General features: G+C 41.5%; 14 protein-coding genes. 11 read left to right on the top strand and 3 right to left on the bottom strand.

Going from position 1 to position 16,429, the window contains the following annotated elements:
- The first annotated feature begins 5 nt into the window (after positions 1 to 5).
- From KHA95_RS16485 to KHA95_RS16510, 6 genes are all read left to right on the top strand, one after another.
- Complete coding sequence (locus KHA95_RS16485) at positions 6 to 1,262, top strand: dihydrolipoamide acetyltransferase family protein (RefSeq protein WP_213138652.1); 1,257 nt, start codon at positions 6 to 8, stop codon at positions 1,260 to 1,262.
- A 190-nt stretch (positions 1,263 to 1,452) separates the two neighbouring features.
- The gene (locus KHA95_RS16490) at positions 1,453 to 3,240 is read left to right on the top strand and encodes a methylmalonyl-CoA mutase family protein (RefSeq protein WP_213138653.1); all 1,788 of its coding nucleotides are present in this window, start codon (positions 1,453 to 1,455) and stop codon (positions 3,238 to 3,240) included.
- Positions 3,233 to 5,398 (top strand): methylmalonyl-CoA mutase, encoded by a 2,166-nt coding sequence (scpA, locus tag KHA95_RS16495; RefSeq protein ID WP_213138654.1) that lies wholly within the window; start codon positions 3,233 to 3,235, stop codon positions 5,396 to 5,398. The genes KHA95_RS16490 and scpA overlap by 8 nt, the downstream gene beginning before the upstream one ends.
- A complete protein-coding gene (gene meaB, locus KHA95_RS16500; protein ID WP_213138655.1) occupies positions 5,382 to 6,413 on the top strand; it encodes a methylmalonyl Co-A mutase-associated GTPase MeaB in 1,032 nt (343 codons plus the stop codon). The genes scpA and meaB overlap by 17 nt, the downstream gene beginning before the upstream one ends.
- A 204-nt stretch (positions 6,414 to 6,617) precedes the next feature.
- Positions 6,618 to 7,049, top strand: a complete 432-nt coding sequence (locus tag KHA95_RS16505) for a BrxA/BrxB family bacilliredoxin (protein WP_213138656.1) — start codon at positions 6,618 to 6,620, stop codon at positions 7,047 to 7,049.
- A gap of 225 nt (positions 7,050 to 7,274) precedes the next feature.
- The gene (locus KHA95_RS16510) at positions 7,275 to 7,778 is read left to right on the top strand and encodes a L,D-transpeptidase (RefSeq protein ID WP_213138657.1); all 504 of its coding nucleotides are present in this window, start codon (positions 7,275 to 7,277) and stop codon (positions 7,776 to 7,778) included.
- Between the two features lie 1,046 nt (positions 7,779 to 8,824).
- On the opposite strand, the gene prli42 is transcribed toward KHA95_RS16510, so the two are convergent.
- Positions 8,825 to 8,917, bottom strand: a complete 93-nt coding sequence (prli42, locus tag KHA95_RS16515; protein WP_213138658.1) for a stressosome-associated protein Prli42 — start codon at positions 8,915 to 8,917, stop codon at positions 8,825 to 8,827.
- 101 nt (positions 8,918 to 9,018) lie between these two features.
- Here prli42 and mce point away from each other — a divergent pair, with 101 nt between their 5' ends.
- From mce to KHA95_RS16540, 5 genes are all read left to right on the top strand, one after another.
- The gene (gene mce, locus KHA95_RS16520) at positions 9,019 to 9,435 is read left to right on the top strand and encodes a methylmalonyl-CoA epimerase (RefSeq protein WP_213138659.1); all 417 of its coding nucleotides are present in this window, start codon (positions 9,019 to 9,021) and stop codon (positions 9,433 to 9,435) included.
- Positions 9,432 to 10,982, top strand: coding sequence for an acyl-CoA carboxylase subunit beta (locus KHA95_RS16525; RefSeq protein ID WP_213138660.1), 1,551 nt, complete (start codon positions 9,432 to 9,434; stop codon positions 10,980 to 10,982). The genes mce and KHA95_RS16525 overlap by 4 nt, the downstream gene beginning before the upstream one ends.
- Positions 10,983 to 11,143: 161 nt before the next feature.
- On the top strand, positions 11,144 to 12,265 hold the full coding sequence (locus tag KHA95_RS16530; protein WP_213138661.1) for a M20/M25/M40 family metallo-hydrolase: 1,122 nt from the start codon (positions 11,144 to 11,146) through the stop codon (positions 12,263 to 12,265).
- A gap of 53 nt (positions 12,266 to 12,318) precedes the next feature.
- The gene (locus KHA95_RS16535; protein ID WP_213138662.1) at positions 12,319 to 12,789 is read left to right on the top strand and encodes a chemotaxis protein CheW; all 471 of its coding nucleotides are present in this window, start codon (positions 12,319 to 12,321) and stop codon (positions 12,787 to 12,789) included.
- Between the two features lie 68 nt (positions 12,790 to 12,857).
- Positions 12,858 to 14,075: a DNA polymerase IV gene (locus tag KHA95_RS16540; protein ID WP_213138663.1), complete on the top strand. Its 1,218-nt coding sequence runs from the start codon at positions 12,858 to 12,860 to the stop codon at positions 14,073 to 14,075.
- On the opposite strand, the gene KHA95_RS16545 is transcribed toward KHA95_RS16540, so the two are convergent.
- Both KHA95_RS16545 and zwf read right to left on the bottom strand, forming a co-directional pair.
- On the bottom strand, positions 14,076 to 14,519 hold the full coding sequence (locus KHA95_RS16545; RefSeq protein WP_213138664.1) for a YueI family protein: 444 nt from the start codon (positions 14,517 to 14,519) through the stop codon (positions 14,076 to 14,078). It lies immediately after the preceding gene.
- A 322-nt stretch (positions 14,520 to 14,841) separates the two neighbouring features.
- Entirely contained in the window at positions 14,842 to 16,335 is a 1,494-nt protein-coding gene (gene zwf, locus KHA95_RS16550) for a glucose-6-phosphate dehydrogenase (protein ID WP_213138665.1), read from the bottom strand.
- Positions 16,336 to 16,429 lie beyond the last annotated feature (94 nt).

Consider the following 16,429-nt stretch of genomic DNA (forward strand, 5'->3'; position numbering starts at 1 on the left):
TTTGATTGGCAATTGAGAAGATCACGATGCCACAGCTCGGTGAAAGTGTCACCGAAGGAACGATCACAAACTGGCTCGTTAAGCCAGGTGATCAAGTAAATAAATATGACCCGATTGCGGAAGTGATGACGGACAAAGTGAACGCCGAAATCCCATCATCTTTCACCGGTGTTATTCAACAACTGACTGCTGAAATAGGAGAGACACATGCCGTTGGTGAAACGATTTGTACAATTGAAACGGAGGATGCGGGAGCTCCAACTATTATACAAGAGGTAAAAACACCGGAAGCACCTACATTGCAGCCAAGTCAACAAGCAGGAAAAAACCGCTTTTCGCCTGCCGTTTTGAAAATGTCACAAGAGCATGGCATTGATCTATCGAAAGTAACCGGAAGCGGCAAAGAAGGCCGGATTACGAGAAAAGATTTACAAAAGTTGATTGATGCGGGTCAGACATCGAATATGCCTGTAGGATCAACAAACGAACAAGTAAGCTCGCCGCAACCTGTCATGGAAAATCAAGCGCCTAACAATCAAAGCCCTAAGCTTACCATGTCGGGCGATCTTGAAATTCCTGTTCACGGCATCCGAAAAGCAATTGCTTCTAAAATGGTGCAAAGCAAACAGGAAATTCCTCATGCATGGACGATGATGGAGGTCGATGTTACAGATCTAGTCCAATATCGTGATTCGATTAAGACAGAGTTTATCCAACGAGAGGGATACAATTTAACGTACTTTGCCTTTTTCGTTAAAGCCGTTGCCCAAGCATTAAAGGAATTTCCGATGATGAATTCAATGTGGGCTGGAGATAAAATCATACAAAAGAAAGATATTAATATTTCGATTGCGATTTCAACGGAAGATGCATTGTATGTTCCAGTCATTAAGCATGCCGATGAGAAATCGATCAAAGGAATTGCAAGAGAAATTACGGAATTAGCAACGAAGGTAAGAAATGGCTCCTTGACGACAGATGATATGCAAGGTGGTACTTTCACCGTCAATAACCCAGGCTCCTTCGGTTCCGTCCAATCGATGGGGATTATCAATTATCCGCAAGCAGCAATTTTGCAAGTAGAATCGATTGTGAAAAGACCGGTTGTTATGCATAATAGCATGATTGCGGTACGCGACATGTGCAATCTTTGTCTATCATTGGACCATCGTGTTTTAGATGGACTTGTCTGTGGTCGCTTCCTCCATCGAGTGAAGGAAATTCTTGAAAATGTTTCGAAGGAAACGACAGCGGTATATTAATTGAAATGAAAAGCAGGTCAACAATGGCCTGCTTTTGTTTTTCGAAAGAGTCCTTCTTAAGTGACTAGCTATACGGCTAAGCGAGGTTCCCACAATCCGTTTGCACTTTTCTTATTTTTGTTCCATTGCTTGGCAATCATAACTATATTAAAATATAAATATAGTCAATAGCGGAAGGAGTGTATCATTAATGGCGATCGATCAAGCAAAAGAAGCAACTTTTAGCAAAATTAGTTTTGAACAATGGCAAAAAACGGCTTATGCTACATTGAAGAACCATTCATTTACTCCGACATATGAAGAAATCAATCTTGCTCCGCTATACACTGCGGAAGATTTGAAAGCGGTTGCTAATGGTGGTGAATTTGCACAACGATCAAGCAATGACTGGAAAATCGTACAAAAATACAGTGGAGACAACTGGAACGATATAAAGAAAGAGCTTTTTGCTGGACTTTCGACAGGTGTTGATACGATTTCATTTGAGATCGATCAATTAGAAGATATTCAATCGATCGATTTTGCACCATTACATACAGAAGATATCCCATTGTTTATTCACACGAAATCACGTTTTTCACAAATGGCAAAAAAAATGATCGCAAGTAAAGAAAAATTTTTCGGCGTCATGGCAATGGATCTTATTTCTGCTCAATTACAGTCAGGAAAACTATTTGCAGAAGCTGGAGAACAATTTACCGAGTGGCAGAATGCGATTCATACACTTGATCAACATTGCAGTAAAGTAAAAACGATATTAGTCGACCTTGTGCCTTATCATTCAAGTGGGGCAAATGCGGTTCATGAACTGGGAATTGCAATTAGCACAGCCGTTTATTATATTGAAGCGATGCGTGAAAGAGGTTTTCCCCCGAGCAAAACGGTTGAAAAATTAACGTTCCATTTTGCAATTGGAGGTCAGTTTTTTAGCGAAATAGCAAAAATGAGAGCGTTTAAACAGCTTTGGAAGACGGTAGCGGAGGCGTACCGTCTTCCGAATGAGTTGAGTAAAATGACGATCAGTACAGAGACATCACCAATGACAAAATCAGTGCTTGATCCGTATATGAATATTCTTCGGGGTGGCAACGAAGCATTTGCCGCTGTCTTGGGTGGGGGTGATTATGTTATCGTTTCTCCCTTTGACGGACAGCAACATCCATTTTCATTAAGAGTTGCTAAAAATACACAACTATTGCTTCGTGAGGAAGCGGCGATGAATCGTGTATTCGATCCTGCTGCCGGATCATATTATGTTGAATCACTTACTGCTCAGCTTGTTGATCGGGCATGGGGTTTATTTCAAACGATTGATCGGAAAAATGGCATATATGAAGTGATAAAAAGTGGCTGGCTTCAAGAGGAAATTCGTGCAGTAATGGATAAAAGAATAAAAGACATTGAAACACGAAAGAAAAGGATGATCGGGGTAAATTTATATGCAACATTGGATGAAAGCCCTCAATTTACTGAAAAACAGAGCGGAGATGTAAAGGGAGAAGGGGCGGCGGTAGTAGTCGAGCCAATGACTGGCTATCGGCTTGCTGAAGGGTTTGAACGCTTGCGCGAACGATCGTTACAGTTAAAGAGAAAAGGAAGGCAGCCATCTGTCGGTCTTCTTTGTTTGGGGCAGCTTAAAGAGTATAAACAGCAGGCAGATTTTGTAGCAGGCTTTTTCGCCGCTGGTGGAATCGAGACGGTATGGAGTGGTGACTGTTTGCAGTTGGAGGATGTGATTGCCTTTCTGAAAGAGCATCCAAAACAGCTTTATTGCTTTTGTGGAGTGACCGATGCATGCGCACCAATCGTTGAAAAAACGCTCAATTGGCTTCAAAAAACAAAGCAAGATGTGATTGTTCAGCTTGCTGGGAAACATGAGCATACATTTGCGACAGATGGAACGATCCATGCTGGTCAAAATGTAAAGGTAAAGCTTGCAGAGCTATTGGACAGATGGGAGGCGGGTGTGAATGAATAAGAAGCCTAACTTTCAAGTGATTACTCCGAAAGCTTTTATAGAGGAACAGCAAATTAAAGCAAAGTCAGTGACGTATCAAACAAATGAAAATATTTCTGTGAAATCTTTTTATACAGCGGCTGATCTCGATCAGGTCACCCATTTGCATGATTTTCCAGGCTTTGCACCTTTTACACGTGGGCCATACCCGACGATGTATGTGAATCGGCCGTGGACGGTTCGGCAATACGCTGGTTTTTCCACTGCCGAGGAAAGCAATGCCTTTTATCGTAGGAATCTAGCGATGGGACAAAAAGGTTTATCGGTCGCATTTGATTTAGCGACACATCGCGGCTACGATTCCGATCATCCGCGCGTGGAAGGGGACGTAGGTAAAGCGGGTGTGGCGATCGATTCTGTGCTGGATATGAAAATATTATTCGAAGGAATCCCGCTTGATCAAATGTCGGTATCAATGACAATGAATGGCGCAGTCATTCCGATCATGGCTTTTTATATCGTTACGGCTGAGGAGCAGGGTGTTCACAAACAGGCGCTATCCGGAACGATTCAAAATGATATTTTAAAGGAATATATGGTGAGAAATACATATATTTACCCACCAAACATGTCAATGAGAATCATTGGTGATATTTTTGATTATACGTCCAAATATATGCCAAAGTTTAATAGCATTTCGATCTCTGGCTATCATATGCAAGAAGCTGGGGCTCCGGCTGATCTAGAACTTGGCTACACATTGGCCGACGGATTGGAGTATGTTCGAACCGGGATAAATAGTGGCATTGATATTGACGCTTTTGCGCCACGGCTTTCGTTTTTTTGGGGCATCGGCATGAATTATTTTATGGAAGTTGCCAAGCTGCGGGCGGCACGAAATATTTGGGCAAAGTTGATGTGTCAGTTCCATCCGAAAAATCCAAAATCACTTGCCTTGCGAACCCATTGTCAAACATCGGGATGGAGTCTCACGGAGCAAGATCCATATAATAATATCATTCGCACATTTATTGAGGCACATGCGGCGGCTATGGGTCATACACAGTCGCTTCATACGAACGCACTTGATGAGGCGATAGCCTTGCCAACGGATTTCTCGGCGAAAATTGCCCGCAATACGCAATTATTTTTACAAGAGGAAACAGGTGTGACCAATGTCATTGATCCGTGGGGCGGTTCCTATTATGTTGAGTCATTGACGGATGCATTGATGGAGCGGGCGTGGAGTCATATTGCCGAAATTGAGGAGCTTGGCGGGATGACAAAGGCGATTGAAACGGGTCTGCCAAAAATGCGGATTGAAGAAGCAGCAGCAAGAAGGCAAGCACAGATTGACTCGAAGCAAGAGACAATTATCGGCGTGAATCGCTATCGGCTTGAAGAAGAAGAAGAAATCGATATTTTAGCGATCGATAATGCGGCCGTTCGAAAAATGCAAATCGACCGACTTCATGAATTGAAAAAAACGCGGAATGAAGAGGATGTCATAACGACCTTATCAGCATTAACGAAATGTGCAGAAACAGGCAAAGGAAATTTATTAACTTTTGCCGTTGAAGCAGCACGGGCAAGAGCGACATTAGGAGAAATTTCTGATGCGATTGAAAAATCATCAAGTCGACATCGAGCGCATATTCGGTCAATAAGTGGCATATATCGTTCGCATTTTTCTGAGCAGCAAGAAATTGAAGCGGTAAAAGCGATGACGGATGACTTTTTAGAAAATGAAGGAAGAAGACCGAGAATTTTAATCGCAAAAATGGGACAGGACGGACATGATCGCGGAGCAAAAGTAATTGCAACGGCATTTGCTGATTTAGGATTCGATGTTGACATCGGCCCGCTATTTCAAACACCAGAAGAGACGGCAAAGCAAGCCGCGGAAAACGATGTCCATGTGATTGGCGTTAGTTCGCTTGCCGCTGGTCATCGAACACTTTTGCCACAATTAATAAGCGAATTAAAAAAAATCGGCCGAGAAGAGATCGTCGTTGTCATCGGAGGGGTCATTCCTGTTCAAGACTATGAATTTTTGATGGAAAACGGTGCTTCAGCCATCTTTGGACCTGGTACGGTCATTCCAGTCGCTGCCCAGAAGGTGATCGAAGAAATTTATCATCGACTTGGATATGAGGAAGTGGATGTACAAAATGACTGAGCAGCAACGAAAAAAGTTTGTGAAAAAAGTCGAGAGAAGACAGACACCAGAACAATTAGTTGACGGAATTCTATCAGGGTCTAGAACGGCTCTTTCAAAGGCGATTACGCTCATTGAGAGTCGCATAGCACATGATCAACAGCTCGCCCAAGTGATGATGCAATCGTTACTTCCGCATGCAGGGAAATCGATTCGCATCGGAATTACCGGTGTACCAGGAGCAGGAAAAAGCACATTCATCGAAGCGTTAGGCACAGTCCTATGTGACCACGGACATCGTGTTGCTGTCTTGGCGATTGATCCAAGCTCGACGATAAATGGCGGCAGCATCCTTGGTGATAAGACGAGGATGGAGTTGCTCGCAAGGCATCCACAAGCATTTATACGCCCTTCTCCTTCAAGCGGAACGTTAGGTGGTGTTCATAAAAGGTCTAGGGAAGCGGTGATCGCCTGTGAAGCTGCCGGCTTTGATATTATCATTGTGGAAACGGTCGGCGTTGGACAAAGCGAAGCAATTGTAAGGGGAATGGTTGATGTATTTCTTTTATTGGCCTTGACTGGAGCCGGTGATGAATTGCAAGGGATGAAAAAAGGAATCATGGAACTGATTGACGCGATCATCGTCAATAAAGCAGATGGAGAAAATCGCAAGCTAGCGCTGAAAACAAAAAGAGAATACACGCAAATTCTCCACTTACTAACGCCAGCTACATCGGGATGGAATCCCCGTGCGTATATATGTTCGTCATTGACGGGTGAAGGAATCGATGAAATGGTAAAACTCATTTATACATTTGCCAATCAAACAAAAGAATCAGGTGTGTTTGAGCAACGCAGGAATGAGCAAATTATCGAATGGCTTTACTCAATGGTGAAAGATCGATTAGAAACGAAATTTTTCGAGGATGAGAACGTAAAACGGCTGTTGCCAACCATTGAATCTGACATAAAAAAAGGTATGATGACGGTCCCACATGCAACTAACCTATTATTTAACGCTTTTCAAAGGAAATAAAAAAAGGACAGCACAATTGTTTGCCGTCCAAAACATCTAGGGAGTTTAGGGGTATGGATCTAGATGTATTTGTAATGTTCCCCATACGACAGAATTTAAACCTATTTTTCTACATTTCGTTTCGAAAATTTGATTAATATGTAAAAAAACTGCTATGATAACAATGGAATGATATAAGCAAATTACTAAAGGAGCGATTTATAGATGGACTTTCAATTATATATGAACGACATCGTAAGCCAAGCGCGTGAAGAGATGGAAGCAGCTGGTTACACACAACTTTTTACTCCCGAAGATGTTGAGGAAGCCTTTAACAAAAAAGGAACGACATTAGTTATGATTAACTCGGTTTGTGGCTGTGCTGGTGGAATTGCCCGTCCAGCTGCGATTCATTCACTTCATTACGATAAGCGACCAGACCATTTAGTTACGATTTTTGCGGGGCAAGAGCGCGATGCAGTAGCGAAAGCCCGCAGCTATTTCACAGATTATCCGCCATCATCACCATCATTTGCTCTATTAAAAGATGGAGAAATTATTACGATGGTCGAACGACATGAAATTGAAGGACATGATCCGATGTCAGTCGTTAATAAGCTTCAGCAATATTACGAGCAGTATTGCGAAGAAGTTTAATTATCGTAAACGCCTCAAATGTGATTTTTCACAATTTGAGGTGTTTTTTATGTTCGTCCTTGAATTTACGCAATTATTCTGGATGTGACGCAATTCACCTTGAAAGTAGCGCAATTATCCAAAAGTAAAATATAAAGATGAATTTTTTCAAGAGATACTTAATCTAAATTGATGTTTCCTATTAAAAAACATCCTTTTTACAAAAGCTAAAACAGGGTGATAAACATGAACTTACTTTTAGCGGTTATGTTTCTAATTGGTTCACCATTTTGGCCGTTTGATGCATCCCTTTTGCCGGGGGATTCATTAATTATCGTCAATAAAAAAACGAATGAGCTAGTATGGGTAAATTATGGTAAAATAATCGTACAGACAAAGGTAGCAACTGGGAAAACGAACGATTTAACACCGGAAGGATTGTTTACGGTAACAGTGAAGGCGAAAAATCCATATTACCGAAAGAAGAATATTCCAGGAGGGGACCCACGTAATCCACTTGGAACAAGGTGGATCGGCTTTGATGCCAGAGGAACAGACGGACGGATTTACGGTTTACATGGGACAAATCAGCCCGATTCAATTGGAAAGTACATCTCGCTTGGCTGCATTAGGTTGCCACAAAAAATGCTTGAACAACTTTATGACGAAATTCCGCTCGGAACAAAGATACTTGTTACAAATTCAAGCAAATCATTTGAACAACTAGCGAAGGAAAGCGGTGTCATTTGAGGCTTGAATGGGTCGGTCATTGAATACCCGTCCCCCGTCGAAAATCAGTGTAAGGAGTAAATCGGATGTGTTTCTATTTCCCGTTCCCGTCAAAAATTGGTTTGAATGGTAAATCGAATGGGTCTCAATTTCCCGTTCCCGTCAAAAATGAGTTCGAATGGTAAATCGAATGAGTTTCGATTGCCCGGTCCCGTCAAAAATTGGTTCGAATGGTAAATCGAATGAGTTTCGATTGCCCTTTCTCGTCAAAAATTGGTTCGAATGGTAAAACGGATGTGTCTCGATTTACCTTTCTCGTCAAGAATTGGTTTGAATGGTAAATCGAATGAGTTTCGATTGCCCGTTCTCGTCAAAAATTGGTTTGAATGGTAAATCGAATGGGTCTCGATTTACCGTTCCCGTCAAAAATGAGTTCGAATGGTAAATCGGATGTGTTTCGATTGCCCTTTCTCGTCAAGAATTGGTTTGAATGGTAAAACGGGAGCGTTTCGATTTCCCTTTCTCGTCAAAAATGGGTTCGAATGGTAAATCGAATGGGTCTCGATTTCCCTTTCACGTCAAAAATTGGTTTGAATGGTAAATCGAATGAGTTTCGATTTCCCTTTCTCGTCAAAAATGGGTTCGAATGGTAAATCGGATGTGTTTCGATTTCCCGTTCCCGTCAAAAATGAGTTCGAATGGTAAAACGGGAGCGTTTCGATTTCCCGTTCTCGTCAAAAATGAGTTCGAATGGTAAATCGGATGTATTTCGATTTCCCTTTCTCGTCAAGAATGGGTTTGAATGGTGAATCGAATGAGTTTCGATTTCCCGTTCTCGTCAAAAATGGGTTGAATGGTAAAACGGGAGCGTTTCGATTTCCCTTTCACGTCAAAAATTGGTTCGAATGGTAAATCGAATGCGTTTCGATTTCTCGTTCCCATCGAAAATCAGCGTGAAGGGTAAATGGTTTTCCTCCCGATTGCCCCTTCTTAAGCCAAACCTTCGCATTGAGCGGAATATGAAATGAAAAAAGAGGTCGCGACTGAGCGCGCCTCTTTCCTGAAAATTATAAGAATGAAAGTCCAGCCATAATCGTCGTTGCGATCATCGAGAACAGCATTAGATAAATAATAACGCGTTGCACTTTTTTATTTGACATAAGAGCACTCCTAGCAACAGTAAATTTACTTCTATTTTAACGCTTAATTAACTTTGAAACAAGCCTTCATACAAGAACGAATCATCTAATGGGGTGAGAAGATGAAAAAAGTTGATCATATTGGGGTAGCTGTGAAATCATTGGAGCAAGCTCTGCCGTTTTACACGGGTCATCTTAGCTTACCATGTTTGGCCATTGAGCTCGTTGAATCTGAACGTGTAAAGATTGCCTTTTTAGATGCAAATAATGTTAAAATTGAATTGCTTGAAGCAACCGATCCACATAGTCCAATTGCAAAGTTTATAGAAAAACGCGGTGAAGGGATCCATCATATTGCTTTTGCAGTGGAATCCATTGAACAGCGCATCGCACAATTAAAAGAAAAAGGGATTCAAATGTTAAATGATCATGCGAAACGAGGCGCAGGAGGGGCGCTCGTCGCATTTATCCATCCAAGATCTACCCATGGTGTTTTATATGAGCTATGTGAAAAGGCAGTGGAGGAGGGGAAACAGTGACGGATATTTATGAGAAAATAAATGAGTTGTATGATCGTCGCCGTCAAGCAGAGCTTGGGGGAGGTGATGAACGAATCGATCGACAGCATGCAAAAGGAAAGCTGACAGCACGGGAGCGAATAGATTTACTCGTTGACCCGGGTTCATTCGTTGAACTAAATCCATTTATTGAACACCGCTCAACTGATTTTGGCCTCGAAGAAATGAAATATCCCGGCGATGGGGTTGTCACAGGTTACGGAAAAATAAATGGGCGACCAATCTATCTATTTTCTCAAGATTTTACCGTATTTGGCGGAGCGCTTGGTGAAATGCACGCAGAAAAAATTGCAAAGGCAATGGATCTGGCAGCGAAGAATGGTGCACCGTTTATTGGCTTGAATGATTCGGGAGGAGCCCGCATTCAAGAAGGAGTCGTTTCATTAGACGGATACGGACATGTTTTTTATCGCAATGCGATTTATTCGGGGGTTATTCCACAAATATCGGTTATTATGGGACCATGTGCGGGTGGCGCTGTCTATTCACCAGCGATTACAGACTTTGTTTTCATGGTCGATCAATCGAGTCAAATGTTTATTACAGGCCCAAAAGTAATTGAGACCGTCACAGGGGAAAAGATTTCGTCCGAAGATTTAGGTGGTTCGAAAGTACATAATACGATTAGTGGAAATGCTCATTTTCGCGCGGAAAGTGAAATGAAAGTTTTACAGATGGTTCGAACTTTAATTGGTTATTTGCCACAAAATAATGAAGAGAAGGCGATGATCTCTGAATATGATTCTACGAATGATGATCTTCCTGACTTAACCGAGTTGATCCCATTCGATTCGGTCAAACCATATGATGTGCGGATTGTCGTTGATCAAGTTGTTGATGAAGGTTCGTTTTTTGAAGTACATAAGGAGTTTGCGAAAAACATTGTCGTTGGTTTCGCGAGAATTCGCGGTGAAGTTGTCGGTCTCGTTTGTAACCAGCCAAAATTTATGGCAGGTGGTCTAGACATCGATTCATCCGATAAAGCTGCACGTTTTATTCGCTTTTGCGACTCGTTTCAAATCCCGCTGCTCACCTTTGAGGATGTGACTGGCTTTTTCCCTGGAATCAAACAAGAGCATGGTGGTATCATTAGACATGGTGCGAAAATTTTATATGCTTATTCTGAGGCAACCGTGCCGAAAATTACGGTTATTTTACGTAAAGCATATGGTGGTGCATATGTAGCTCTTAATAGTAAAGCGATCGGCGCCGATCTCGTTTATGCTTGGCCGAATGCGGAAATCGCTGTTATGGGACCACATGGAGCGGCGAATATTATTTTTGCCCGTGATATTCAAAATAGCAAAAATCCAGAAGCAACCCGTCAGGAAAAAATTGAAGAATATCGGGAGAAATTTGCTAATCCGTATATTGCTGCGGCAAGAGGGATGGTCGATGATGTCATTGATCCACGGGAAACGAGAATTAAATTAATTCAGGCACTGGAAATGCTGCGCAATAAGCGTGAAAGTAGGCCAAAGAAGAAACATGGAAATATTCCACTTTAAATCGCGGAAGTTGCTCACTTCATAATTGAGATTAAATGCCGTATAGCCTTTCAAATCAGAGGAAATATCACCAGATTTTTTAGAGGAGCTTTTCGAATTGCTCACAAAATTTGGAAACAAATTTAATTTTTTAAGCATTATTACTATCTGGAGGTTGGAACATGATTAATGAACAACGATTATTAGATGAGTTTCTTGAACTGGTACAGATCGATTCAGAAACGAAAAATGAAGCAAACATCGCTAAAGTATTAAAACAAAAATTTGAAGCTCTTGGTGTTCATGTCTTTGAGGATGATACAACGGAGCAAACAGGGCATGGGGCAGGAAATTTAATTTGTACATTAAAGGGGACAGAGTCAGATGCAGATACAATTTATTTTACATCACATATGGACACTGTCGTTCCCGGAAATAATATAAAACCATCGATTGAGAATGGTTATGTTGTTACAGATGGAACAACGATTTTAGGTGCCGATGATAAGGCGGGTCTTGCGGCGATGTTCGAAGCGATTCGCGTATTGAAGGAAGAAAATATTCCACATGGCACAATTCAATTTATTATTACAGTTGGGGAAGAATCTGGTTTGGTCGGAGCGAAAGTGCTCGATCCATCTCTTGTAAAAGCAAAATATGGATTTGCCCTTGATAGTGATGGTCCTGTTGGAGATATTATTATCGCTGCACCGACCCAAGCAAAAATCATCGCTGAAATTCATGGCAAAACAGCACATGCTGGTGTTGCACCAGAAAAAGGCGTTTCCGCGATTACAATTGCGGCCAAAGCGGTGGCAAAAATGTCACTTGGGCGAATTGATGAAGAAACAACAGCGAATATTGGCCGTTTCGAAGGCGGGCAAGCGACGAATATTGTTGCAGACTATGTCTATGTTTTAGCGGAAGCAAGATCGCTTGTTGCTGACAAAATGGAAAAGCAAGCAGCTGCTATGAAAAAAGCATTTGAAGAAGTAGCTGATAATATGGGTGGAAAAGCAAAAGTGGATATTGAAATTATGTATCCTGGCTTTAAATTTGGCGATGGCGACGAAGTCGTGGAGGTAGCTAAAAGGGCAGCCGCTGCGATTGGTCGTGAGGCAAAGCTACTGACGAGTGGCGGTGGAAGCGACGCAAATGTGATTGCTGGTTTTGGCATTCCAACAGTGAACCTTGCTGTCGGCTATGAGGAAATCCATACAACGAATGAAAGAATGCCGATTTCCGAGCTGAATAAGTTGGCGGAAATGGTCGTAGCCCTTGTAAAAGAAACAACAGGAAAATAATGAAAGAGAAGGGGGCTGTTTTGACAGTCCCTACTAAAATGGAGTGATTGATGATGACGGAAAAAGTAGTTGTTTTTCACGCGGGGAAGGAGGAATATGCGATTCCGATTCCTTACGTTATTTCAATTGAAAAAATAGAAGCGATGAATCCAGTCCCACATTTGCCAGTGTATATGGTCGGTATTACAAAAGCGAGAGGAACGCTTATTCCAGTCTTAGATTTGAGTGCTATTTTATATGGCAGTCCTCTTCAAATCGATAAGGATGCAAGAATGATTGTCATTCATACCGATGAGCTTGCTTTCGGTCTTCTTGTTAAAGAAGCTAAAGAAATCATCGAAATTCCTCATGATGCACAGAACCAACTCGGGCTTGTTGCCTACGAGAAAACAAAGTATTTCTCCTCAATTGCTCAACTAACTGATCGGCTTATTACAATGATTGATCCGGTCGTCATGCTCGATTCATTAGAGGGCATTAAAGAGGTTAAAGACTATTTGAATGAACAAAAGCAAGAGGCATAACATAAAGGATGTTCAAAAAGTCCGGCATAGCGCGGGTCTTTTTGAACATATGTAAGGGGAAAAAACATATGAAGGAGTTTTATCCTAAAAACGGTCGAGTGATTCTCCATGTCGATATGAATAGTTTTTTTGCTTCAGTCGAAATGGCCTATGATCCTTCATTAAAAGGAAAGCCACTGGCGATCGCTGGAGATGCAGAAAAGCGCAGGGGGATCGTTGTTACATGCAGTTATGAAGCCCGCAAATTTGGCGTGAAAACGACGATGCCTGTTTGGGAAGCGAAGAAGCTATGCCCACAGCTCATCGTCAAACAGCCGAATTTTGAACGTTATCGGACTGCTTCACAAATGATGTTCGAGCAATTACGGGAAGTGACGGAATGGGTGGAGCCGATCTCAATCGATGAAGGATATATGGATATAACGAATTGCTATCATCTAGGGAAACCAACTGAGATCGCTAAAGCAATCCAGCAAAACTTAATGAAAAAGCTTGATTTACCTTCGAGTATCGGCATTGCCCCAAATAAATTTCTTGCAAAAATGGCTTCGGATATGAAAAAGCCTCTAGGCATTACAATTTTACGGCTTCGGGACATCGAGAAGATCATTTGGCCGCTTCCAATCATTGAAATGCATGGAGTAGGAGAAAAAACGGCGGAAAAATTAGCGACGCTTCAAGTCGATACGATCGGCGATTTAGCCCAAGCGAATGATTATCAACTTAATGCCTTGCTCGGTATCCGTGGGCAGCAGCTAAAAGAGAGAGCAAATGGACATGACCAACGCCCTGTTGATCCGGCTGCTGCACAGGAGCATAAAACGATCGGAAGCTCCACGACATTGCCAAGAGATATAACAAATCAAGTCGAGCTTCTAAACGTCTTAGAAAGCTTAGCAAAAAGTGTCTCAGAACGATTAAAACGCAAAGCCTATGTATCCAATAATATATCAGTAACGATTCGCTATAAAAATCGAAAAACGATATCGAGAAGCCGAAAGCTCGTCAATCCAGTGATACAAGCGGACGAAATCTTTGCTGCTGCGAAACGGCTATTTAATGAAAACTGGAATGGGGATCCGGTGCGGCTTTTAGGAATTACTGGCCAGGATTTAATTGAGGAAGACAGTGCCTTTGAGCAGCTCGATCTCTTTTCGTATAAACAAGAAGCCCAAAAAGAACCACTATATAAGGCAATGGCAAAAATGAAAAATAAATATGGGCCATCGATTGTGCAAAAAGGCATCCGTATTCGAGACGATTGGAAACATAAAAAAAAGGAATGATTATTTTTTAATAAAATGAATCAATCGGGCAAAAAATCCTTTTTTCTTCTTTTTAACGATCGGTTTTTTCATCGCTTGCTTTGTAATATAAATATTTTCTTGATGAATCGCATAGTCACAAGTAAGCACAAGCCCGATTCGAGTTTGGCTTTCTTGATTCGTAACGATGGAATACGATATATTTTTCGCACGTGCTTGTTGAATATAATCGGATAAATAGGAGTAATCAAGATCGCCATTTAATAAGAGGGTTGCATCCGGATACTGATCCATTAATTGGATGACCTCAGAATATATACCGTTTTCCATTACTTGACCTTTTGTTAAAGCAATGGCAATTCTTTCTCTAATTGTGCCGAGAAACTTTCTTCGTTCTTCCGGCTTTATTTGTCTTGGCCCATATACTCCTGCTTGTAAATAATCATCTACATTCGTATTCTTCACGGCAAATACACCTCCGCGATACTATATTCTTCTTCAATCTTAAATGTTAACTCTAATCAGCATAAGTCCCTTTCCTTCATAAGCTCCGGGATAATGCTGTATTGTCTTTCAAATCCTAACACTTCGCTTTCACTACAAAAAAGATTTCTATCCAAGTTAAGCCTGTGGCATATGTCACAGATTTTTAGAGAAGCCTAGGAAAACAATCTAAGTTCGCCGCGTCCCGCGGGTGCAAACCCGAATAAATCCGGACGCAATTACGCCGAGGCGTAATTGATTAAGGGCTGCTCCGATCGAAGCAGCCATCATCAAAAGATTAACCTTATTTTTCGTCATTATTGGCAACTGGCCACCAATGGAAACCGTCCTTTGCTAGAAGCTCATCTGCTTCCTTAGGACCCATTGAACCTGCCGCGTAATTCGGGAAGTTTGCTTTCTCGCTTTCCCAAACCTGGCTGATTTTATCTACCAAGCTCCATGATAGTGCTACTTCATCCCAATGGGTAAAGTTTGTTGCATCGCCGCGCAAGCAGTCATGCAGCAATTTTTCATACGCTTCAGGCGTATTCATTCCGGCGATATCATTCGTCGAAAAATTAAGCTTAACCGGAGTCGTTTCGCTTGATTGTCCTGTATCCTTCGCATTTAGTTGAAGAGTGATCCCTTCTTCCGGCTGAATATGGATAACGAGCAGGTTTGGAGCAAGCTTTTGATCAGAGCTGTAATAAAGATTCATTGGAACATCTTTAAATTGAATAATAATTTTCGTTGATTTTGCAGCCATGCGTTTTCCTGTTCTAATATAAAACGGAACGCCAGCCCAACGGAAATTATCAATCAAAATCTTTCCTGCAACATATGTGTCTGTATTCGATTCAGGATTCACATTTATTTCCTCACGATAACCAAGTGCAGGTTTACCGTTCTCCACTCCAGGTCCATATTGGCCACGAACGAAATAATCTTTAATATTCTCATGTTTAAGCGAACGCATTGCACCAAGCACCTTTACTTTTTCACTGCGAATTTCCTTCGGAGTGAGGCGAATCGGTGGCTCCATTGCTAGCAACGCAACCATTTGCAGCATATGGTTTTGCACCATATCACGTAGCGCGCCACTCGTCTCGTAATAACCGCCACGTTCTTCGACTCCAAGCACTTCACTTGATGTGATTTGAATGTTTGAAATGAAGCGGTTGTTCCAAAGTGGTTCAAAAATCGCATTCGCAAAGCGGATTACTTCAATGTTTTGTACCATTTCTTTTCCAAGATAATGGTCGATTCGATAAATATCATTTTCATCAAAAACACTGCGAATTTGTGCGTTTAGTTCTTTCGCAGATTCAAGATTATGCCCAAATGGTTTTTCAATGACAAGACGATTAAACCCGTTCGTATCCGTTAAACCATCTGTTTTTAAATGTTCTGCAATCGTCCCGAAAAACTCCGGTGCCATCGCTAAATAAAAGACGCGGTTGCCTTCTAATGAGTATTTTTGATCAAGCTCATTTGCTAGGTTTTTGAGTTCTATGTATGAGTTTGAATCACTCACATCATGTGACTGATAATAAAAATGAGAAATAAATTCGTCAATATTTTCAGCACCATCTATGGAAGAAAGAACAGAGTCTTTTACATGCTCTCTTAATACTTCGTTTGTCCATGGGCGTCTAGCAACTCCTACGACAGCGAAGTGTTCAGCAAGCTTACCTTTACGATATAAGTGATAAAGAGATGGGTAGAGCTTTCTCTTTGCTAAATCCCCTGTTGCTCCAAAAATCATAATTAATGATGCAGGTGTTTCTGATTGAATCATCTTTTAACCTCTCTTTTCTATCTGTAACTTTTTGTTACGATCGTTTACTTTATTATCTTATCAATTATTCTGAAAAAAGACGACATATTACGTT

The sequence above is a fragment of the Bacillus sp. FJAT-50079 genome, assembly GCF_018343515.1.
Taxonomy (GTDB): domain Bacteria; phylum Bacillota; class Bacilli; order Bacillales; family Bacillaceae_C; genus Lederbergia.